Genomic DNA, 21,546 nt, shown 5'->3' with positions numbered 1-21,546 from the left:
TATGCAAAATACTTAGTTTACATTCCATTAATGCAGTAACCCGCATCAACATAAATTGTTTGGCCTGAAATGCCGCTAGAGAGATCACTTAATAAAAAAGCAGCTGTATTTCCTACTTCTGTTTGAGTGACTGTTCTGCGCAAAGGAGCCTTTTCTTCAACATTGTGAATCATATCTAAAATGCCACCTATAGCAGAACTCGCAAGTGTTCTTATAGGCCCAGCACTTATTGCATTAACTCTGACTTGTTTTTCTGGACCAAGTTCTGCAGAAAGATATCTTACTGAAGCTTCTAAAGCTGCTTTAGCAACTCCCATCACGTTATAGTTAGGAATCGCCCTTTCTGAACCTAAATAAGTTAATGAGACAACTCCAGCGCCATCACTAAAAAGTGGTTTTGCTGCTTTACACAAAGGTGCTAACGAATACGCACTTATATTAAGAGCCCTATCAAAACCCTCTGAAGTGGTAGCACTATAATCTCCAATCAATTCATCGCGTCCTGCAAATGCTAGGCAGTGAACTAATCCGTCAATTTGCACCCAATTGTCTTTTATATTTTTAAAGATTTCTTCAATTTGAGCTGGATTTTGAACATCAAGAGGCAAAAATAAGGATGGGTTTAAAGGTTCAGTTAGTTCTCTAACTTTAGATTCGAACCTTCCCTTATCATCAGGTAAATATGTGATTCCAAGTTCTGCGCCAGCTTTTGAAAGTTGTTGAGCGATACCCCATGCTATTGAACGATTGTTGGCAATCCCCGTAACAAGAATTTTTTTGCCAGTTAGATTTAGAAGCATTTTGTTTATTATTTCTATTATTCTCCTATATAAAAGTACCTATCTTTACGGATTACTGCAAAATATACAATAATTTTCAAATATCAAAGAATTTTTAACTTGAAAATGGTAAGAACAAATTCTATGGTTTTGGAATTAGGTTTTCAATTACCGAATTTCGAAATGTTAAATGCTAATTCTTCAAAAAATGAATATTTTAATTCTCATAATCTAGATAATCGGCATTTACTTTTAATGTTTATTTGTGCCCATTGCCCATTTGTTAAATATATTGAGAATCAAATTTTCATTTTAAGTAAAGACATTGAAAATACAGTTCAAACTGTTGCAATTTCTAGTAATGATATTGTCACTCATCCTTCAGATTCTCCTAAATATTTGAGATTACAGGCACAAACACAGGGATGGAGTTTTCCTTATCTATATGATGAAAATCAAAATTTTGCTAAGGAATTAAAAGCGGCTTGCACCCCAGATTTTTATCTTTTTTCAAATGAAGGAGATGGTGATTTTTTATTGTATTATCATGGCCAATTAGACGATAGTAAACCAGGTAATAATATCCCTCTATCTGGGAAAGATTTGCGCTCTGCTGTAAATGATTTGAATCAAGATAATTCTTATCCTTCAAATCAGATGCCTTCTTTAGGTTGCAATATAAAATGGACTCCTGATAAAGAACCAAGTTGGTTTAAATGAATTAAAAAATTTTTTTACCCATAGAAATATGGTTTAGGGTTAATATATTTACTATGCAGATACCTCCATTTACTTTAAATAGGCAGTACCAAGAAATTGGCTCAGAAATTGAGAGTGAGGTTTTTAAAGTTTTAAAAGGGGGTAAGTATATTGGAGGACAAGAAATTGCCAAATTTGAGGAGAGTTTTTCAAATCTGATTGGTGTTGAAAATACTATTGGTTGTAATAGTGGAACTGATGCTTTAGTTTTAGCTTTGCGCGCATTAGATATTGGTGTGGGTGATGAAGTTATTACCTCATCTTTTAGCTTTTTTGCAACTGCAGAGGCTATTAGTGCTGTTGGTGCTAATCCTGTTTTGGTAGATATAGATCCAGAAACTTATCTTATTAATACTGAACTAATAGAACAAGAAATAAATTCTAATACCAAGGCAATTATGCCAGTGCATCTATTTGGTAATGCAGTGAATATGACCTTAATAAAATCTTTGGCCAAGAAATATGACTTAAAAATAATAGAAGATTGTGCTCAGGCAACATGCACAATGTGGAAAAATTCCAAAGTTGGTAGTATCGGTGATATAGGCTGTTTTAGCTTTTTCCCTACAAAAAATTTAGGAGCTGCTGGGGATGGTGGAGCAGTAACAACTTCAGATCAAAAGATTGCAAAAAAAATTAGAGAACTGGCTGTTCATGGCAGCCCAATAAGATATCATCATACCCAAATTGGATATAACAGCAGACTTGATACCATTCAAGCTGCCATATTAAACATTAAAATTAAATATATTTCTAAGTGGATTAATAATCGCCAAAAAATTGCTAATAATTACCTTGACTTGTTAGAAAAAAATCCATTTATTAGTTTTCCAAAAATTAGCTCTGATTCAATTTCCCATTCTTGGAATCAATTTGTCATCAAATTAAGAAACGATAAATATTTTTTAAATGAAGATTTTTCAAATTTATTTGAGACTGATTGCAAAAAATACTATTCCTTAAGGAATTTGGTAAAACAACAACTTTTTGAAAAAGGTATAAATTCAATTATTTATTATCCAATTCCAATACACGCACAAATAGCTTACAAAAAGAAAAATTTTTCTAGAACAAAACTCATTAATACAGAGAGAATTTGTACAGAAGTTCTTAGTCTTCCAATGTTTCCTGAAATTTCTTGTGAAGAGCAAGTTTATGTAGCAGAAAATTTAAATAAAGTTTTAAAGAATTGTATAGAGGAAATTCAAATTTCAGCATAAAGCGATTTAAATAATCTTTGTTGTATGTTGTGATTGACAATAGGGCTTGAATAATTAGTTGTTTCTAAATTAGATATCTCCCCATTTAATAGGTCTGAATTAGATACTTTAGATAACTCAGGAATCCAATATTTTATATATTCGCAAGTAGGATCAAATTTTTTTGCTTGGGTATATGGATTAAAAATTCTAAGTGGTTTTGGATCCATACCGCTACTGGCGCTCCACTGCCATCCCCCATTATTTGCAGCTAAATCTCCATCAACTAGCATCTCCATAAATTTTTTTTCGCCCATTTGCCAACTGCATATAAGATCTTTTACCAGAAATGAAGCTACTATCATCCTACATCTGTTATGCATCCAGCCAGTACTATTTAGTTGACGCATTGCAGCATCAACTATAGGTACTCCGGTCTCTCCGTTGCTCCAATGTTGAAACCATTCATTATTGTTTTGCCATGGAAAGTGATCCCATTTTTTTCTATATGGACCTTTCTCTAGCTCTGGGAAATGGAACAAGCAATGTTGATAAAATTCACGCCAAATAAGTTCTTTTTGCCAAGTTTCAATTGATAGGTAATTTTCTTGATTTACAAAATCTGAATTTAAATTTAATGTGGCGTTCCAAACTTTTCTAATGCTGATCGTGCCGAATCTGAGAGATGCACTTAGAAATGATGTCCCATTAAGGGAAGGAAAATCTCTTGCAGAATTATAAGAATATATTTTTTTTTCGTTAATGAAGTTTTCTAATAGTGTTTCTGCAGCGTTCTCTCCAGGTCTACACGGACAAATATTCGAACCTGGAAATTTGATATTTTTGATAAATTTCTCTAGAACCGAATCAGATGAATTTATTGTCTTATCTTCGAGTTTAATATCTATATCTTTAAACTGGAAACCAACTTTATCTTGTTCATATGAACCTAATAAATTCATTTTTGATTTAAGGTTTTTATAAAAAGGTCCATAAACTGAATAAGGATTATTATTCCCTGTAAATATTTTTAAAGGTTCTACTAATAAGTGATCCCAAGTTTCAATAACTTGAATATTTTGTTCTTTTAAATTTTTTTTTATTTGTAAATCGCGATTAATCTCATAAGGTTCAATTGATCTATTCCAAAAAACAAATTTGGCATCTATTGTCTTTGCTAATTGAGGAATTATTAATACCGGATCTCCATCTGCTATAACGAGTCTACTACCCATTTTCCCCCAATTATTTGCTAATTCTTGTAGTGAATTTCCTAGAAACCAAGCTCTTGAACTTGCATTGAAATCGTGTGAGTAATTTTTATCAAATATATAAGTTGAAGTAATAGCATTTGATAATGAAAATGCTTTGATTAAAGCTTGATTATCAAATATTCTTAAATCTTTTCTATGCCAAAAAAGTATTCTAGGTTTATTCATGATTTATCTAAAAATTGTTTAGCTCTAAACCAAGCCGTCACAGTTTTTGCGTCAAGAATTTCATCCCCACTAGAAATAAGATTATCTAGTTCGTCTGGATCTAAAATTAATACTTCTATATCTTCATCTAAATCTCCTTTAACCTCGAAATTGAGTTTGTTTAAATCACGGGCTAAAAATAAATAAATTTCTTCATCTGCATAACCGGGAGCAGGGACAAGAGTTCCTATTTCATCCCATTTGTTTGCACTGAATCCAGTCTCTTCTTTTATTTCTCTTTGAATTGAATTAATAGGTGTTTCACCTATTTCTAATGTACCTGCTGGAAATTCTAATAAATATCTTGAAACAGCAAATCTATATTGCCGAAGAATGATAACTTTATTGTCTTTTGTAATAGGTACGGCTAACGCTGCCCCAGGATGCTTAATGTATCCATATTCACCTTCATGTCCATTTGGAAGCTCAATTCTATTTATTTCGAAACTAAATTTTTTTGACTTTAACTCAGATATTTTTTCTTTAAAAATTGATCTTCTTATAAGGTTTTTTTTGCCCATAATTTTTAAATAAAAATAGCCTAACAGTTATCTTTTGGTTTTGTAAATCATTTATATAGTCCATTTTGGTGCATCAAACTTTGTGATTTTTTGGCTTCTACTTAAGATTTCAGATAGTGGCGTAATAACAAAATTCCGATTCATGAATCTAGGGTGAGGTAATGTTAATTCCTCGTCAACCGTATGAAAATCTTCCCACCAAAGAATATCTAAATCGAGACATCTTGATAGCCATTTCTTGCCCTTTGGCGTCTCTTCTCGTCCGAAAAATCTTTCTAACTTTTTTAGCTCTTTTAAAAGTAATTTCGCCTTTTTATTTGATGGTTTTGGAAAAGAATTACTTGTTATTAGCAATAAAGTATTTAAATAATTTGGCTGCTCATTTTCAACACCATGGGGTAATGTCTCATAAATTGAAGACCAAAAAAAGTTTGCATGAAATTTGCTTTTCTCTTCTTTCTTTTTGTTAGAACTATCTCCCCACTCATTTATTATTTCCTCTATTTTTGGTTTGCAAATTAATAGTGACTCCAGAGGGCTTCCGAATTTACTATCAATATTTGCTCCGAGGGATATACATAGTCCATTTTTGATATTAAGATTTGATAATTCCACTACAAAAAACAAAGTTATTGGATAAATTCTATATCAGACATTTTTAAAGTGATTTTGAACCCCGAGTTACAAGAAAAAGGAGAAAAAAAAGATTTAACGAAGTCAAAGGATTCTTTTAGAGCTTTCCCTTTGGCGGCAATTACAGGTCATAGTTTATTGAAGTTATCTTTGCTTTTGGCAGCAGTTGATCCCAGTTTAGGAGGAGTGATTATCGCTGGCGGAAGAGGTACCGGTAAGTCAGTATTAGCTAGGGGCTTGCATACATTACTCCCTCCTATAGAGGTATTAGATAATGAATCAATAATGGAAAAGCAAACTATTAGTAATAGTCAAACTTTATTAAGACCTATTGGTAGGAACCTAGATCCAGATAAACCAGAGGAATGGGATATTAGTACTAATAAATTGTTGGAGGAGGTAATTGGAAATGATTATTTGAATCAAATTGAAGAAATTCCGAAAAAAGTAAGAGAAGCTCCATTTATTCAAGTTCCCATTGGCATAACTGAAGACAGGCTTGTTGGATCAATTGACGTCGCTGCATCATTAAGTACTGGGGAACAAGTTTTTCAACCTGGAATTTTAGCAGAGGCTCATAGAGGTGTTCTTTATGTAGATGATATTAATTTACTGGATGATGGCATTGTAAATTTAATTCTTGAAGCGACAGGAAGAGAGAAAAATAATATTGAGAGAGATGGTTTAAGCCTTTCTCATCCTTGTAAGTCACTTTTAATTGCAACGTATAATCCTGAAGAAGGTACTTTAAGAGATCATGTTTTAGATCGTTTTGCTATTGTTCTTTCCGCAGATCAATCTATTGATAATGCTCAAAGAGTTGAGATTACAAAATCTGTTTTATCACACGCAGAAAATAATATTAAATTTTCAGAAAAATGGTCGGAAGAATCTGATAATTTATCCACTCAATTAATTTTGGCAAGGCAATGGTTAAAGGATGTCAAGATAACAAAAGAGCAAATAACCTATTTAGTGAATGAAGCTCTTAGAGGTGGAGTAGAAGGACATAGGTCAGAATTATTTGCAGTAAAAGTAGCAAAGGCTAATGCAGCACTTCGAGGCGATGAGAATGTAAATTCTGAAGATCTAAAAGTCGCAGTAAGGTTAGTTATTCTTCCAAGAGCAATGCAAATACCTCCAGAAGATGATGATATTCAACCACCTCCTCCAGAGGATCAGAGTCCCCCACCCCCACCTCAATCAAACAATGAAGATTCTGAACCTGAGACTAGTGAAAATGATAATGAGCAAGATCAAGAACAAGAAGAAGATAATTCTGATGGAGAAGATGAATCTACTCCCGAAATACCTGAAGAATTCATATTAGATCCCGAGGCATGTATGGTTGATCCTGATTTATTGCTTTTTTCATCAGCTAAAGCTAAAGCAGGGAATAGCGGGAGTAGATCAGTCATATTTAGTGACAGTAGAGGAAGATATGTAAAACCTATTATTCCAAGAGGTAAAGTAAAAAGAATTGCTGTAGACGCTACCCTTCGAGCTGCTGCTCCTTATCAAAAATCCAGAAGATTAAGGAATCCTAATAAATCAATAATCATAGAAGAAAATGATTTTAGGGCTAAGCTTCTTCAAAAAAAGGCAGGTGCTTTAGTCATTTTTCTTGTTGATGCTAGTGGGTCTATGGCTCTTAATAGAATGCAAAGTGCTAAAGGTGCAGTTATTAGACTTTTGACCGAGGCATATGAGAACAGAGATGAAGTTGCCCTAATTCCCTTTAGAGGTAATCAGGCAGAAGTTCTTTTGCCTCCAACTAGATCAATAACTGCAGCGAAAAGAAGATTAGAAACAATGCCTTGCGGAGGTGGATCGCCTTTGGCTCATGGACTAACGCAATCAGCAAAAGTCGCAAAAAATGCTCTTTCAACTGGAGATATAGGTCAAGTTATTGTTGTTGGAATTACCGATGGAAGAGGAAATGTTCCATTAGGATTATCTTTAGGACAAAATGAGGTTGAGGGAAAAGATAATGAAAATGTCAATTTAAAACAGGAGGTTCTAGATATCGCTGCAAAATATCCCATGCTCGGGATAAAACTCTTAGTAATTGATACAGAGAGAAAATTTATAGCAAGTGGATTTGGTAAAGAGTTAGCAGAGGCTGCTCAAGGGAAATACGTTCAATTGCCAAAAGCTACAGATAAAGCAATCGCGGCTATGGCTTTAAATGCTATCAATGAATTCTAAATATTTTTTATGGATAAATTTCGTTAAGGAATTTTGAAAGCCCAATCGTTAAATCCCTTATTGATTTAGTTAATTCTTTATCTTGTGTTAATTTTTCAAAATCATCGGTCATATCATCTATTTTGGTTGAGATGGACCTAGTGGCATTAATTGTCAATTTAATGTCATTAAGGGTTTCTTTATCATCAATGGTAGACAAAATGTTATTCAAATGATTAGCAGCAATTGTAATTTCTTTTATTAGAGGTTCAACTCTTTGTAGCTCTTGTTTCGATAAATAAATTAATTCATCAAGATTTTCTTGTGTTCTATCAAATTGGTCAATTGAATTAACGATGTTTTCAATTAAGTTTTCTTGATTTGTGTCTTTTAAAAGTTGACTTATTCTAGTAGTTATATTTGAGAGACTTGATAGTTGTTTACCTGTGATAGTGTCTCCCTGACAAATAATTAATTTGGTATCGCATTTTTCGGATATAGGCTTTGCAATGTTTTTAGGAATTGTCTTGTCACTAGTTTCTAACGCAACTTGTACATCTCCTCCAAGGAAAGAATTTGTTACTACCCTTGCAAATGCTGGCCTTGGGAGAATAATTTCAGGATTATTTAAAACTATTTTTGCTTTGATTGATTCATTCGTGAACAAGATATCTTCTATTGATCCAACTAAGATTCCTCTGTAAGTAACTGGGGATTTTTTTGATAAACCGCTTGCGTTATTGAATTCAGCAAAGAGGTACCAATTTTTCGAAGATAATCTCACTCCTCTTATCCAAAAAGAAAAAAATGTGAATATTAAAATTCCTCCTAATAAGGAAAACCCAACTATTGAATCTCGTAAGCTTCTACGCATAATTTCTAAATGTCTTTTGGTTGCATTGGACCATCAAGTTTCCCATTCCTAAATTGAAATACATAGGGATCTTTACTCTTTTTAAATTCATCAATCGAGCCTGCCCATCTGAATTTGCCTCCATAAAGCATTAAAACTTTATCTGAAGTCCTTTCTATAGTACTAAGAACATGGCTAACTACAATAGATGATCCGCTAGCTTTATCATTTGTCTTATTAATTAAATCTTCAATTCTTGATGAGGCAATTGGATCAAGGCCGGCAGTTGGTTCATCAAAAAGTAATAAAGGTTTAGACTTTGCATTAAGAGTTTGATCATTAATTAATGCTCTAGCAAAACTTACTCTTTTTTGCATGCCTCCGCTTAATTCATTTGGAAGTTTATTCTCAACATTAAATAATCCTACCTCAGCTAAGCATTCACGTACTATTTCATGAATTAACTTTTTAGATAGGTTTTTATTTCTCTTAAGGAGAAAACCTACATTTTCTTCAATTGTTAAAGAACCTAATAAAGCCGGGTTCTGAAAAACTAGCCTTACATCAGGAGGATTATTTTGATCTAATCTCAAATATGTTTGCTTCTCACCAAATATTCTTAATTCTCCTTTGGTAGGTAAAATGAGTCCTGCTAATATTTTTAATATGGTTGATTTACCAGAACCTGAGGGGCCAACAATAGCTAATTTCTCTCCATCATTAAGTTCAAAATTTATTTGATTAAGCACATTAACTTCGCCCCAGCTTATCGAGAGGTTTTTTGTTTCAACTGCATGCTTTGATTTTTTCAAACTTATATAAAAAATCTATATATTTCATTTTGCCAATTTTTAGAAATAAAAAAAGGATGTATGAATTTGATTTATAATGATTTTATATAGTCTAGAAATTTGAGAAAAATATTTAAGAGGTTTTTAAATGAATAAGCGTAAAAAAAGGGTAAGAAGGTACTATAAAAACTTTAAAAAGACAAATTTTGTCTTGTTAAACAAAATCTTCAGAATCTTGAGTTGGCTTTTGCCAGGATTGGTAATAAAAAGATGGATGCTTACATCCGCGATAGGATTTTTGACTACATTATTAGGTTTGGTAATTTGGACAAATTTAAGACCGCTCTATTGGCTAATTGAAATCTTTTTTGGGGTAATGACAGGTTTAACAAGTATTTTGCCTGTCTCATTAATGGGGCCATTGATTTTTGTTATTGGACTATTATTAATCGGGATTGGACAAAATAGAAGTATTAATTCTATTCAAAAAGCGCTTGTTCCAGAAAAAGATACATATTTAGTTGATGCATTAAGAGTTAAAAGTAAATTAAACAGAGGTCCAAATATTGTTGCGATTGGGGGTGGTACAGGTTTATCTACCTTACTGAAAGGCTTAAAAAATTATAGTAGCAATATTACAGCAATCGTAACTGTATCTGATGATGGTGGAAGTAGTGGAATTCTCAGAAAACAATTAGGTGTGCAACCTCCAGGAGATATTAGAAATTGTTTGGCAGCTTTATCAAACGAGGAACCTACTTTAACTAGATTATTTCAGTACAGATTTTCAGGGGGAAGTGGTCTGGAAGGCCATAGTTTTGGAAATCTCTTCTTGTCAGCTTTAACAACAATTACGGGTAGTTTAGAAAAAGCAGTTCAAGCCTCTAGTAAGGTCTTGGCGGTACAAGGTCAAGTTTTACCTGCAACAAATATTGATGTTATATTATGGGCTGAATTAGAAGATGGTGAAAAAATTTATGGTGAAAGCAAGATCAGCAAATCTAAGAAATTAATTTCGAGGATTGGTTATTTTCCAGAAAATCCTTCAGCTCTTCCTAGCGCTCTTGAATCTATAAAAGAAGCTGATGTAATCGTTCTTGGTCCAGGCAGTCTATTCACTTCGTTATTACCTAATCTCTTAGTGCCGGAGATAGTAGATGCCTTATTGAAAAGTAGTGCTCCCAAAATTTATATAAGTAATTTGATGACTCAGCCAGGAGAAACAGATGGCCTAGATGTTTATCAACATGTCAAAGCAATAGAAAAACAATTATCGAATTTTGGAGTTAATACTCGAATTTTTAACTCAGTCTTATCTCAGATTCAATTTGAAAAGTCTCCACTTGTAGAATATTACGAAAGTAGAGGAGCAGAGCCTGTACTATGTGATAAGGCAAAATTATTATCTGAAGGTTACTATGTTTTGCAAGCACCATTATACTCAAAGAGAATAACTCCAACTCTTAGACATGATCCAAGAAGGCTAGCAAGAGCAGTTATGTTTATTTATCGCAAATTAAAGAAATTAAATTAATAAGCATCTTGAAGTTCATAGAAATCTGGCTGAATATAATCTTTTCGCAATGGCCATCCTCTCCAATCTTCAGGCATTAATAATCTTTTGGGATTGGGATGATCAATAAAATTTATTCCATACATATCAAAAGTTTCTCTTTCTTGCCAATCACTTCCTTTAAAAATTTTATATAAGCTAGGGATTGATAAATCAGAATCTCTTTTTAAGAAAACTTTTAATCTGACTTCTTTAATTTTTTCGATTCTTTGCAAATCATCAACAGTTATAAAATGGTAGAAACTAACAAGATTCTTGCCTGGTCCCTCATCATATCCTCCTTGACATTGGAGATAGTTGAAACCGTAATTTTTTAAGGCAGAAACTGCTTCATATAATTTGTTGGGTTCCACAGAAATGTTTTCAATTCCTATGTGATCATCAGGTAAAGATTGATTTAAAATTCCATCTTTAGACAAAGATTGGCTTATGAAGCCTTCTTTTTCTATTGAAGTATCTGGGGATTTAGCTAAACCGTCTTTTTCCATTAATCTTCTAAAGTATCAATAATTTCAGCTTTTTCGGTGTCTTCAGGTAATTCAGTTATTTTTTCTTTTTTGGAGGAGGTTATGACGTTATCTGAAGTTTTGTTTAGATATTCACCTGTATTTTCTGAGAAAACAAGATTCATTTCATGATCAGATGTTATGTATCTGTGGGTTTGTTCAGTTTTTGTGCGCTCTAATATTGATTCGTTTCCAACTTTTTTTCTTAATTTGATGACAGCATCAAAAATTGCTTCTGGTCTTGGTGGGCATCCTGGAAGGTATAAATCAACTGGAATCAATTTATCAACACCTCTTACAGCAGTTGTAGAGTCTGCGCTAAACATTCCCCCCGTGATTGTGCATGCACCCATTGCAATAACATATTTTGGTTCAGGCATTTGTTCATAAAGTCTCACTAGGGCTGGAGCCATCTTCATAGTTACTGTTCCTGCGACTATTAGCAAATCTGCTTGCCTTGGCGAGCTTCTAGGTACTAATCCAAATCTATCAAAATCAAATCTAGATCCGATTAGGGCTGCAAATTCTATAAAACAACAAGCTGTTCCGTACAAGAGAGGCCATAGACTGCTTAGTCTAGCCCAATTATGAAGATCGTCTAAACTTGTCAATATAATGTTTTCGCTTAAATCTGTAGTAACTTGCGGTGCACCAAGAGGGTTGCAAGTCCCTTCTCGAATTTCTCTTATTGCTTTTGGTGATAATTGTGGATTCAATTTTTTAACTCCATTCTAAAGCACCTTTTCTCCATGCGTATGCCAGGGCAATAACAAGTATTGCAATGAAGATTAAAGCCTCAATAAAAGCTAATAAGCCTAATCTATTGAAGGCAACAGCCCAAGGATAAAGGAATACTGTCTCAACATCAAATATAACGAAAACCAAGGCAAACATGTAATAACGAATATTAAATTGAATCCATGCTCCTCCAATAGGCTCCATTCCAGATTCATATGTAAGTTTTCTTTCCCCTGTTCTGCCTTTTGGGGCAACGATGAGATTAGTAACTAAAGCTAAGATTGGTACAGCTGAGGCAATTAGAAGGAAACCTAAAAAATATTCATAGCCATTTAATAAAAACATCTTAAAAATTAATTTTGAATAAAAGTCGCTTAATTAAGCAAAATCTTTTAGAGTTCTTAAAGAACAATAATAAACCGTGAGTGAAAACATTCAACCAGCCTCTGAGGAAAACAAAATAGTTGAAAACCTTGAGAAAGAAAAACCTTCTGAAAATTTCTCAGAAGTAAAAGTTGAACCAGCTGTCCCTAATTTAGAACAAAATAGATTCGAATGTAGAAGTTGTGGATACATTTATGATCCGTCTGAAGGAAATAAAAAATTAAACATACCTAAAAATACACCTTTTTCAGAGTTGGACGGGAATACCTTCGCTTGCCCTGTTTGTCGAGCTGGTAAAAATTTTTATAAGGACATAGGTCCTAAATCTAAACCTAGTGGTTTTGAAGAAAATTTAGTTTATGGCTTTGGTTTTAATAGTTTACCTCCTGGACAAAAAAACATATTGATTTTTGGAGGTCTGGCGTTTGCTGCTGCTATGTTCCTTTCTTTGTACTCTTTGCACTAATATATATAAATGAAAAAAATTATTACTAGCATTCCCAATCTTCTTTTACCAGTTCTTCTTTGTTTTGTATTGAGCAGTTGTTCATCTACGGGAGTAAAGATGAGCGATAGCAGCCCTTGGAAAACAATTCAGTTTGAGGATCAGGCTAATGCTTTAGATGTTGATTTTATAGATGATAAAAATGGATTTTTAGTAGGTTCCAATAGACTTATTATGGAATCTAATGATGGAGGAGAAACTTGGGAAAAAAGAAATTTAGATTTACCAAGTGATGAGAACTTTCGTCTCCTAGATATTGATTTTAAAGGTGAAGAGGGATGGTTAATAGGTCAGCCTTCATTAGTTATGCATACACTTGATGCAGGAAAGAATTGGACACGTTTATCTTTAGGAAACAAATTACCAGGCCAACCATTTCTAATAACAACTGTCGACGCTGGCATTGCAGAATTGGCTACTACTGCAGGTGCTATTTATGAAACATCAGATAGTGGTGAATCATGGAATGCAAAAGTTGTAGATGCATCTGGTTCTGGAGGTGTAAGAGATTTAAGAAGAACTAGTAAAGGAGATTATGTCAGTGTAAGTAGTCTAGGTAATTTCTTCTCTACTTTGGAAAAGGATAGTGATGCATGGGTAGCTCATCAAAGAGCCAGTAGCAAAAGAGTTCAAAGTATTGGTTTTAATCCAGAGGGAAGTTTATGGATGCTTTCTAGAGGAGCAGAAATTAGATTTAATGAAGATACTAATGACCTAGAAAATTGGTCAAAACCCATCATCCCAATTCTTAATGGATACAATTATTTGGATATGGGGTGGGACCCAAATGGTGATATATGGGCTGGCGGGGGTAATGGAACTTTAATAGTAAGTAAAGATCAAGGTAAAAGTTGGAATAAAGATCCTATTGCTTCGGAATTGCCAACAAACTACATTAAAATAGTTTTTCTTGATAAGGAGGCTTTAGACAATCAAAAAGGATTTGTACTTGGCGAGCGTGGTTACATCCTTAAATGGAATAGTTAACTTGAATAAATTCAGTTAATAGTGAAAAAAAAATTAATTTTTTAAAGATTTAGCAACTGTCTGTAACCAACCTGTTAATTTCTTCGCGAACTTATGATTTTACACTGTAAGATCATAGGGTAAACATTTGTGATTATGGCCGCAGGTTCAACGGGTGAACGCCCATTCTTTGAAATAATCACCAGTATTAGATACTGGATTATTCATGCAGTAACATTACCAGCTATCTTTATAGCAGGCTTCTTATTTGTATATACAGGCTTAGCCTACGATGCTTTCGGAACTCCTCGTCCAGATAGTTATTTCCAATCATCTGAATCTAAAGCACCTGTCGTAACACAAAGATATGAAGCTAAATCTCAACTAGATTTAAGAACAAAATAACAATGACTAATTCTCAAGCTCCAATGCAGGCTGCGGAAGTCCGCGTTTATCCTATATTTACTGTCCGTTGGCTAGCAGTGCACGCTCTAGCTATTCCATCAGTATTCTTTTTAGGTTCTATTGCTGCTATGCAATTCGTAGCCCGATAAATTTAACTATCATGCAAGTAAACGAAAATCCTAACAAAGTTCCAGTTGAACTTAATCGTACAAGCCTATATTTAGGCTTATTATCAGTTTTTGTATTGGGAATTTTATTTTCCAGTTACTTTTTCAATTAAATTAAAATCATGAGTAAATTAAAAGGACCTGATGGAAGAATTCCAGATAGACTTCCTGACGGTAGACCAGCAGTTGCATGGGAAAGAAGATGGACTGAAGGAACTCTTCCTCTATGGCTTGTTGCTACAGCAGGTGGAATTGCAGTTATCTTTGTTTTAGGAATATTCTTCTATGGTTCATACCAAGGAGTTGGAGCTGGAGGCTAACAAATCCTTACTTTGACCTGATAATCACTTATATCAAATAAGCCTAATAAGAATCAGTAAATATCCTAAGTTTCTCTACTGTGGATCTTGGGATATTTTCTTTTTGGGTTATTAATCCATCTTTTAATGAAAAATGAGACTTGCTTTTTGGTCTTTCTTTTTCAATTAATTTAGCTACTTCAAATATTATTTTATTAGCCACTTCAGTATTCGATCTAAGATTATCCAAAACCATCTCTACAGAAACTTCTTGATGAGTTTGATGCCAGCAATCATAATCAGTAACCATAGATAAGGAGGAGTAAGCTATTTCAGCTTCTTTAGCTAATCTTGCTTCCGTGTGGTTCGTCATTCCAATTATTGAACATCCCCAACTCCTATATAAATTAGATTCTGCTCTAGTTGAGAAAGCGGGACCTTCCATTGCTAGATAGGTACCCCCTCTATGCAATTGTCTACCGCCAGGAATATTTTTTTCTCCGATTTCACTTAATATACGTGATAAATTTGTGCAGAAAGGATCTCCCATAGTTACGTGAGCAACAGCTCCTTCGTTAAAGAAGGTTGCGGGTCTATTTTTTGTCCGATCTATAAATTGATCTGGAACCACTATGTCAAGTGGCCTTATCTGTTCTTGTAATGACCCAACTGCTGACGGAGCAATAATCCATCTTACTCCTATTGATCTTAGAGCCCAAATATTAGCTTTATAAGGGATTTCAGAAGGGTTTAAACTATGTGTTCTTCCATGTCTAGGAATGAATGCTATCTCTAGGTTTCCAAGATTATATACTTTTATTGAATCAGAAGGTTTACCATAGGGAGTATTGATTTCTAGTTCTCTTAAGTACTCTATTTGATCCATTGAATAAAATCCGCTTCCACCAATCACACCTAATCTTGATTTTTCAATTGGTAATAAATGTTCTTTATTCATTGAGATGTAAATGACTTTTAATCATCTGGTACTAATTGGAGGGGGACACTCAAATGTTTCTTTATTGAAGAAATGGTTAATGTTTCCGAAATTAATGCCAGCAATTCCTGTTTCAATTATATCTAGAGATTCTCATTTGGTTTATTCGGCGATATTCCCATCGGTGATTTCAAAATCAATCACTTTAGAAGAGAGTTTAATTGATATAAAATCTTTAGCAAAAAATGCAAAAGTATCTTTTATAGAAGAAGAAGTAAAGGATATTGATTTCAATTTAAAGAAAATTGTTTTAAGTAATAGACCTTCAGTTTATTATTCGAAGTTGGTGCTTAATTATGGAAGTCAAACAATAATTCCAAAAGAATTTGAATCACTAGTTAAAAATCGAAATGCTTTTTCAATTAAACCTTTTTTAAGGGCTTATCAATCAATACTCAAAGAGGATATTTTTGACTCAGTTAATGAACTTCCATTTGTAATTGTTGGGAGTGGCCTTGCTGCAATTGAAGTATCATATGCTTTGAGAAAAAGATGGGGAGATAGACCTTTAAAACTATTATGTGATTCAAGAAAAATTAATAATAAAATTCTAAAAAGTTTAAGGAATTCCAATATTGATTTAGTTGAAAAACTTAATTTTGATTATGGCAAGATTCTTTTATGTACTGGAAATACATCTCCTTTATGGGTACAAAAAAAATTATTAGATTCGGATTCTCATGGCAGGATAATCACAAATCAGAATTTGCAGACAAAAAGTTTCTCTGGAATCTTTGCTGTCGGGGATTGCTCAGTTGTAGGTTCAGCAAAAAGGCCAGCATCGGGAGTTTTTGCAGTAAAAGTTGTAAATACATTAGTGCAAAATCTAAAAAAAGATATAGAAGGGAGATCATTAAAAAAGTGGTTTCCTCAAAAGATCGGATTGCAAATAGTAAATATATTTCCAAGCCATCATCCAAAGGCTTTTGCTATTTATCGCAATTTTGTTTTCGGCCCTTCTTTTATTTTTTGGATATTAAAGCATAAAATTGATCTCAACTTTATTAAAAAGTTCAGATCAAAAAGGCTAATGATGAAGAGTAGTGAAAAAAATATTTCATTGAATGATTGCAGAGGATGTGCAGCTAAAATTCCTCAGTTAGTTTTGAATAAATCATTAATAAATTCTAATTTAAATTCTTTTGCCTCATCACCTGAAGATTCAGTTGAGATATATCAAAATGGTCAAGATGTTATCTTGCAAAGTGTAGATGGATTTCCTGCTTTGGTAAGTGATCCTTGGCTTAATGCAAAAATTACTACTTTGCATGCTTGCTCAGATTTGTGGGCATGCGGAGCCAAACTTTCATCAGCGCAGGCTTTAATTTCATTACCAAAAGTTGAAAGGGAATTTCAGAGTTACCTCTTTTCTCAATCACTTCAAGGTATTAAATCAACAGTTGAGGATCATGGAGGTGAATTACTTGGAGGCCATACTTTTGAGGCAAGAAGTTTAGTAAATAAACCTTATTCATTGGGAATGGATATTTCTTTAACAGTTCAAGGTATTTTAAAAAATGGAGCAAAACCATGGCTTAAATCTGGAATGAATATTGGAGATATTCTCATGATGTCTAGACCTCTGGGCGTTGGGATTTACTTTGCCGGTCAAATGCAAAATATTACTATGCTAGGTAGTTCTTCAGAAGTAATTGATAATTTAGTAAAGAGTCAGCAATATTTGATTGATGAAATTTATCTTTTTCAAAATCAATTTAAAGAATCATTAGTCAATGCTGCGACTGACATTACTGGATATGGATTTATTGGACATCTTAAAGAAATGGTTGAATCATCTAATTTATATAGGCAAAGCAATAATCTTGAGCCACTAAAAGTTTTATTAGATTTATTTGCATTTAAAGCTTATCCTGGAGTATTTGATTTAATAAGAAAAGACGTTAAAAGTACTTTGTATGAATCTAATAAAGAAATTTTTGACAAAATTTATAAAGTAAATAAGCAGAAAAGAATAATTAATTTTTTAAACGAAAATTCATTAGATCAAGAGACTTTTAACGAGAAAATATCATTACTATTAGATCCTCAAACATGTGGCCCCTTGTTGATTAGTTGCAATCGTAAATATGAAAATGTTCTAAAGGATAAATGGTACAAGGTTGGAGAGGTTGTAAAAATGTAATTAATTTCTATTTAATTTGTCAATTTCCAAATATCTTAGTCTTTTGATTTCCTTTCCCATCTCCTTCCCCTGGTCCCATCCTTCTTTTTTTAATGTTTCTCCATCTTTTTTTGATTTTATGAATTTGTAAATAAATAACCACTTAAATAAGTTACGCCAGTACGGTCCTCCATCACAAATTAATAATTTGACTGTCTCATCATTAAGGTTTCTGTCCTCAATAAATTCTGTCCAACTTGATGGAGAAAAATGATTGAAATTTTTTTGGTTTGTATTTAATATCTTTTTGATATTTATATAATCATCTAATATTTTTATCTCACTATTATTTATCAAAAATCTTTTACATGCTTTTTCTAAATCTTCTGAATCTTTTAATAAGTAAAGCATATGATTTCCATTTAACTTCTTAATCCAATTTAGTCCTCTTAAAAATCTTTTATCGACTTTAATATTTTCATTTAAGATTGAGATAATTTTCCATTTATGAATTATCGAAATCACATTAGTCAAATTATCGTGTTTGCATATTTCAGCTAGTTCCATCCTTATTCGTATGCCTAGTGCAGGAGGGTAAATCATTTTCTGATGCTTTTCAGAACTTTCCCATGGCCATTGTCTAACTGTTTCTTGAGATTGTTTGAGGGAATTATTTGAAATATTGAAATCTAACCTTGAAGCATATTTTGCACATCTAATTAATCTACTTGGATCATCTGAAATACTATTACTGTGAAGTAAGTTCAATCTTTTACTTTTTATATCAGAGATTCCTCCATAAAGATCATAGATTTTCCTTGTCGAGACCTCGAAGGCTATTGAATTTATAGTGAAATCTCTCCTCTTAAGATCATCCTCAATAGTACTTTTATTTACTGTGGGATTTAAGCCTGGAGCAGAATAAATTTCTTTTCTTGCAGAAGCAATATCAATTTTATAGTCATTAATATTTATTTCGACAGTGTTATATAAATTAAATTCCTTGATTAAACATAAATCTACATTTACAATATTTTTTTTTATAAATTTTGCAAGAGAAATAGAGGATCCTTCAATAACAAGATCAATATCTATAGGTTTAGAAAACGATTTTTTGTGGAATTTACTAATTAACAGATCTCTTAAATAACCGCCAACAAAAGCCACTTTAGTATTGTCATTAGATTCTATGTATTTAGTAATAAGGTTATATAGATTAAATGGAGTTTTGATTAATTCCCCTTGGATATAATCAGAGATATCGTTCATGAGTTTTAACTTACATAACGAATTGGAGCTAATCTAGGATCTAGAATTTTACTTCCTTTATCGCCAAATTTTACTGCTAATGATATTTTTTCCCCACTCCCAAAAATATGTATAATTTCACCTTTCCCAAATTTTGAGTGAATTAGCTTATCTCCAACTATCCAGCTTTTTCCTTTACTTGGCCCTGAATATAATTTTCTTACTGCATTTATTGGTTTATTAACAAATTCATTTGGATTGTTGCGATCAACTCTTGTTAAACGATCAAGATGCAAATCTCTTCTAATTGAAGCACCACCAGTTTGTGGTAATTCGCCATCCATTAGATCCTCAGGTATTTCTGAAAGAAATATTGAAGGAATTGTTGCTTCACGCATTCCACCCCATAATCTTCTTTCTCTAGCATGACTTAAGAAAACTCTTTCTTTAGCTCTAGTAATACCTACGTAGCATAATCTTCTTTCCTCTTCAAGAAGTGAGGGAGTATCTATTGATCTATGGCTAGGGAAGAGACCTTGTTCTAGCCCAGTGATAAAAACATTTTGAAATTCTAAACCTTTACTATTATGCAGAGTCATGAGAGTTACAGAGTTAGGATTATTTTTCTTCGTATCGTTATCAGTTGTTAAGGCTGCTGTAGAAAGAAATCCCTCTACATCTCCACTTTCTGTCTCTTCTTCATATTGAGTAGCTGCATTAATTAGTTCTTGTAAGTTATTTCTTCTATCTTCAGATTCTTCAGTCCCACTAGAGAGCAAGTCACTTAAATAACCACTTTTTTCTAATATAAGTTGTAGTAGTTGAGCGGGACCTGAATTTTCTAGGTAACACATTAGATCATTCATAACTTCAGTAAATTTATTAATTCCTTTTGATGATCGACCTATTGTTTCTTCAAGACTTTGCTTATCATTAAGAACCTCCCATAATGGAATATTTAACCTATTAGATAGTTCATTAAGTTTTTGAATAGTAGTCTTACCAATTCCTCTTCTAGGAACATTTATGATTCGTAAAAGACTAACGTTATCTGAAGAATTAACCAGAACTTTCAAATATGCTATAGCATCTTTAATCTCTCTTCTATCATAAAAACGCAATCCTCCAAAAATTGTATAAGGAATGCGCCACCTTACAAGAGATTCTTCTAGTACTCTCGACTGAGCTCTAGTTCGATATAAAATTGCAAAATTTTTCCAAATTGGGTTTTGATTATAGTTATTGAGTGATTTTATTTTATTGGTAATTGCTTCTGCCTCGGAAATTTCATCATCACAGCTGAGTAACGTTAAAAGTTCCCCTTTTTCTTTAGTAGCCTTTAAAACTTTATCAATTCTTTCGGAGTTGTTTTCAATTAGTGAGTTTGCAGCATCAAGGATATTGGAAGATGACCTATAATTTTCTTCTAATTTAATTAAGGATGATTTTGTATCGTCGTTGATGGAAGTTTTAAAATCTTCTTGAAAACCAATTAAAATTCTGAAGTCAGCTGCTCTAAAACTATAAATACTTTGATCAGCATCCCCAACTACAAAAATTGATCGATCTTCCCAATTGAAGAATTTTTTTGGTTCAGTATTTCCAGCCGTAATTAATTTTATAAGTTCATATTGTGTTCTATTTGTATCTTGATATTCGTCAACTAAAATATGTTTAAATCTTTTGTGCCAGTAATCTCTGACTATATCATTTTGCCTCAATAAGAAAACAGGCAAAAGTAGAAGATCATCAAAGTCTAAAGAATTGTTTTTTGATAGCGAAATTCTATATCTCTTGTAGGCTTCTGCAACTGTTTTATCAAAATTATTATCTGCTTTTTCTAAAAGATCATTTGAAGTTAAGCATTGATTTTTAGCATTACTTATTAATCTTTTAATCTTTTTGGGATCATATCTTTTTGGGTCAAGATTCATATCTTGACTAATAATTTCTTTTACTAATGTTTGAGAATCTGTTTCATCGTAAATTGAAAATTGCCTTGTCCATTTTAGGCCTTCTGGATCAGTATATTTTTCAATATCGTATCTAAGAAGTCTCGAAAATAAAGAATGGAAAGTACCGATCCAAAGGTCCTTAAGCCTCTCTTGGTGAACGTTTGTTCTTAATTCATTTTGGTCAATTTCTTTGAGAGTTGTCCAAGGCTGACCAAATTGATTAAAAGCTAATTCTTGGGCTAGAAGAACCTCTAATCTTGCTTTCATTTCTTTGGCAGCTTTGTTAGTGAAAGTGACTGCAAGAATGTTATAGGGATCTATAGAGTTACCCTCAATAAGGTTTGCAATTCTGTGAGTGAGAGCCTTAGTTTTTCCGCTACCTGCACCAGCTATAACTAATAGTGGTCCATAAACATGTTTTACTGCTTGAAGTTGTTGATTGTTTAAGGACTTAAAAAGGAAATTGTTGGTTTGAGGCACT

General features: G+C 32.9%; 23 protein-coding genes. 11 read left to right on the top strand and 12 right to left on the bottom strand.

From position 1 onward, the window contains the following. Positions 1–17: 17 nt before the first annotated feature. On the bottom strand, positions 18–800 hold the full coding sequence (gene fabI, locus BS621_RS03260) for an enoyl-ACP reductase FabI (RefSeq protein WP_077141796.1): 783 nt from the start codon (positions 798–800) through the stop codon (positions 18–20). 105 nt (positions 801–905) lie between these two features. On the opposite strand from fabI, the gene BS621_RS03255 reads away from it, so the two are divergent. Together BS621_RS03255 and BS621_RS03250 are read left to right on the top strand one after the other, a co-directional pair. Further along, on the top strand, positions 906–1,499 hold the full coding sequence (locus BS621_RS03255) for a thioredoxin family protein (RefSeq protein ID WP_077141795.1): 594 nt from the start codon (positions 906–908) through the stop codon (positions 1,497–1,499). Positions 1,500–1,552: 53 nt separating this feature from the next. Further along, positions 1,553–2,758 carry a DegT/DnrJ/EryC1/StrS family aminotransferase gene (locus BS621_RS03250; RefSeq protein WP_077141794.1) on the top strand — a complete coding sequence of 402 codons (1,206 nt, stop codon included), beginning with the start codon at positions 1,553–1,555 and terminating at the stop codon, positions 2,756–2,758. Here the strand turns inward: BS621_RS03250 and BS621_RS03245 are convergent. Genes BS621_RS03245 through folK form a run of 3 tightly spaced genes read right to left on the bottom strand, consistent with a single transcriptional unit; the run spans position 2,743 to position 5,351 of the window. Next, a complete protein-coding gene (locus tag BS621_RS03245; protein ID WP_077141793.1) occupies positions 2,743–4,176 on the bottom strand; it encodes a cryptochrome/photolyase family protein in 1,434 nt (477 codons plus the stop codon). The two genes, BS621_RS03250 and BS621_RS03245, sit on opposite strands and share 16 nt — an antisense overlap. Further along, positions 4,173–4,736, bottom strand: coding sequence for an NUDIX hydrolase (locus BS621_RS03240; RefSeq protein WP_077141792.1), 564 nt, complete (start codon positions 4,734–4,736; stop codon positions 4,173–4,175). The genes BS621_RS03245 and BS621_RS03240 overlap by 4 nt, the downstream gene beginning before the upstream one ends. 51 nt (positions 4,737–4,787) lie before the next feature. Continuing rightward, the gene (gene folK, locus BS621_RS03235) at positions 4,788–5,351 is read right to left on the bottom strand and encodes a 2-amino-4-hydroxy-6-hydroxymethyldihydropteridine diphosphokinase (protein ID WP_077142650.1); all 564 of its coding nucleotides are present in this window, start codon (positions 5,349–5,351) and stop codon (positions 4,788–4,790) included. A 48-nt stretch (positions 5,352–5,399) separates the two neighbouring features. Here folK and bchD point away from each other — a divergent pair, with 48 nt between their 5' ends. Then, the gene (bchD, locus tag BS621_RS03230) at positions 5,400–7,577 is read left to right on the top strand and encodes a magnesium chelatase ATPase subunit D (RefSeq protein WP_077141791.1); all 2,178 of its coding nucleotides are present in this window, start codon (positions 5,400–5,402) and stop codon (positions 7,575–7,577) included. Between the two features lie 7 nt (positions 7,578–7,584). Here the strand turns inward: bchD and BS621_RS03225 are convergent, their stop codons facing one another. Both BS621_RS03225 and BS621_RS03220 read right to left on the bottom strand, forming a co-directional pair. Beyond that, positions 7,585–8,430 (bottom strand): MlaD family protein, encoded by an 846-nt coding sequence (locus BS621_RS03225; protein ID WP_077141790.1) that lies wholly within the window; start codon positions 8,428–8,430, stop codon positions 7,585–7,587. 5 nt (positions 8,431–8,435) lie between these two features. Next, entirely contained in the window at positions 8,436–9,221 is a 786-nt protein-coding gene (locus BS621_RS03220; protein WP_077141789.1) for an ABC transporter ATP-binding protein, read from the bottom strand. Positions 9,222–9,348: 127 nt separating this feature from the next. Between BS621_RS03220 and BS621_RS03215 the strand changes: the two genes are divergently transcribed. Beyond that, the gene (locus BS621_RS03215; RefSeq protein WP_077141788.1) at positions 9,349–10,734 is read left to right on the top strand and encodes a gluconeogenesis factor YvcK family protein; all 1,386 of its coding nucleotides are present in this window, start codon (positions 9,349–9,351) and stop codon (positions 10,732–10,734) included. Here BS621_RS03215 and BS621_RS03210 read toward each other — a convergent pair. From BS621_RS03210 to BS621_RS03200, 3 genes are read right to left on the bottom strand one after another with little or no spacing between them, the layout of a single operon-like run. Further along, on the bottom strand, positions 10,731–11,261 hold the full coding sequence (locus tag BS621_RS03210; RefSeq protein WP_025937370.1) for an NAD(P)H-quinone oxidoreductase subunit J: 531 nt from the start codon (positions 11,259–11,261) through the stop codon (positions 10,731–10,733). The two genes, BS621_RS03215 and BS621_RS03210, sit on opposite strands and share 4 nt — an antisense overlap. Then, entirely contained in the window at positions 11,261–11,995 is a 735-nt protein-coding gene (locus tag BS621_RS03205; protein WP_077141787.1) for an NADH dehydrogenase subunit K, read from the bottom strand. Before BS621_RS03205 ends, BS621_RS03210 begins: the two co-directional genes overlap by 1 nt. Before the next feature lie 4 nt (positions 11,996–11,999). Continuing rightward, positions 12,000–12,362: an NAD(P)H-quinone oxidoreductase subunit 3 gene (locus tag BS621_RS03200; RefSeq protein ID WP_025893978.1), complete on the bottom strand. Its 363-nt coding sequence runs from the start codon at positions 12,360–12,362 to the stop codon at positions 12,000–12,002. A gap of 76 nt (positions 12,363–12,438) precedes the next feature. Here BS621_RS03200 and BS621_RS03195 point away from each other — a divergent pair, with 76 nt between their 5' ends. The 6 genes from BS621_RS03195 to BS621_RS03170 all read left to right on the top strand — a co-directional run bounded on the left by BS621_RS03195 (position 12,439) and on the right by BS621_RS03170 (position 14,764). Next, complete coding sequence (locus BS621_RS03195; protein ID WP_077141786.1) at positions 12,439–12,867, top strand: rubredoxin; 429 nt, start codon at positions 12,439–12,441, stop codon at positions 12,865–12,867. 9 nt (positions 12,868–12,876) lie between these two features. Beyond that, a complete protein-coding gene (locus BS621_RS03190; protein WP_077141785.1) occupies positions 12,877–13,893 on the top strand; it encodes a photosynthesis system II assembly factor Ycf48 in 1,017 nt (338 codons plus the stop codon). 135 nt (positions 13,894–14,028) lie between these two features. Continuing rightward, the gene (psbE, locus tag BS621_RS03185) at positions 14,029–14,277 is read left to right on the top strand and encodes a cytochrome b559 subunit alpha (RefSeq protein WP_002806020.1); all 249 of its coding nucleotides are present in this window, start codon (positions 14,029–14,031) and stop codon (positions 14,275–14,277) included. A gap of 2 nt (positions 14,278–14,279) precedes the next feature. After that, positions 14,280–14,426: a cytochrome b559 subunit beta gene (gene psbF / locus BS621_RS03180; RefSeq protein ID WP_011375863.1), complete on the top strand. Its 147-nt coding sequence runs from the start codon at positions 14,280–14,282 to the stop codon at positions 14,424–14,426. 11 nt (positions 14,427–14,437) lie between these two features. Further along, positions 14,438–14,557, top strand: coding sequence for a photosystem II reaction center protein L (locus tag BS621_RS03175; RefSeq protein ID WP_002806119.1), 120 nt, complete (start codon positions 14,438–14,440; stop codon positions 14,555–14,557). 9 nt (positions 14,558–14,566) lie between these two features. After that, positions 14,567–14,764 (top strand): photosystem II reaction center protein J, encoded by a 198-nt coding sequence (locus BS621_RS03170; RefSeq protein ID WP_011375864.1) that lies wholly within the window; start codon positions 14,567–14,569, stop codon positions 14,762–14,764. A 43-nt stretch (positions 14,765–14,807) separates the two neighbouring features. Here BS621_RS03170 and mtnP read toward each other — a convergent pair whose 3' ends face one another. Beyond that, positions 14,808–15,701, bottom strand: coding sequence for an S-methyl-5'-thioadenosine phosphorylase (mtnP, locus tag BS621_RS03165; protein ID WP_077141784.1), 894 nt, complete (start codon positions 15,699–15,701; stop codon positions 14,808–14,810). A 10-nt stretch (positions 15,702–15,711) separates the two neighbouring features. Here mtnP and selD point away from each other — a divergent pair, with 10 nt between their 5' ends. Then, positions 15,712–17,883, top strand: coding sequence for a selenide, water dikinase SelD (gene selD, locus BS621_RS03160; protein WP_077141783.1), 2,172 nt, complete (start codon positions 15,712–15,714; stop codon positions 17,881–17,883). Here selD and BS621_RS03155 read toward each other — a convergent pair whose 3' ends face one another. Both BS621_RS03155 and BS621_RS03150 read right to left on the bottom strand, forming a co-directional pair. Next, the gene (locus BS621_RS03155; protein WP_025935661.1) at positions 17,884–19,131 is read right to left on the bottom strand and encodes a CCA tRNA nucleotidyltransferase; all 1,248 of its coding nucleotides are present in this window, start codon (positions 19,129–19,131) and stop codon (positions 17,884–17,886) included. Positions 19,132–19,136: 5 nt separating this feature from the next. Next, complete coding sequence (locus tag BS621_RS03150) at positions 19,137–21,545, bottom strand: UvrD-helicase domain-containing protein (protein ID WP_025935662.1); 2,409 nt, start codon at positions 21,543–21,545, stop codon at positions 19,137–19,139. Between the last annotated feature and the right edge of the window lies 1 nt (position 21,546).

The organism is Prochlorococcus sp. RS04 (assembly GCF_001989455.1).
In the GTDB taxonomy this organism is placed as follows: domain Bacteria; phylum Cyanobacteriota; class Cyanobacteriia; order PCC-6307; family Cyanobiaceae; genus Prochlorococcus_A.
This window is presented reverse-complemented; position numbering and strand designations above follow the sequence as displayed.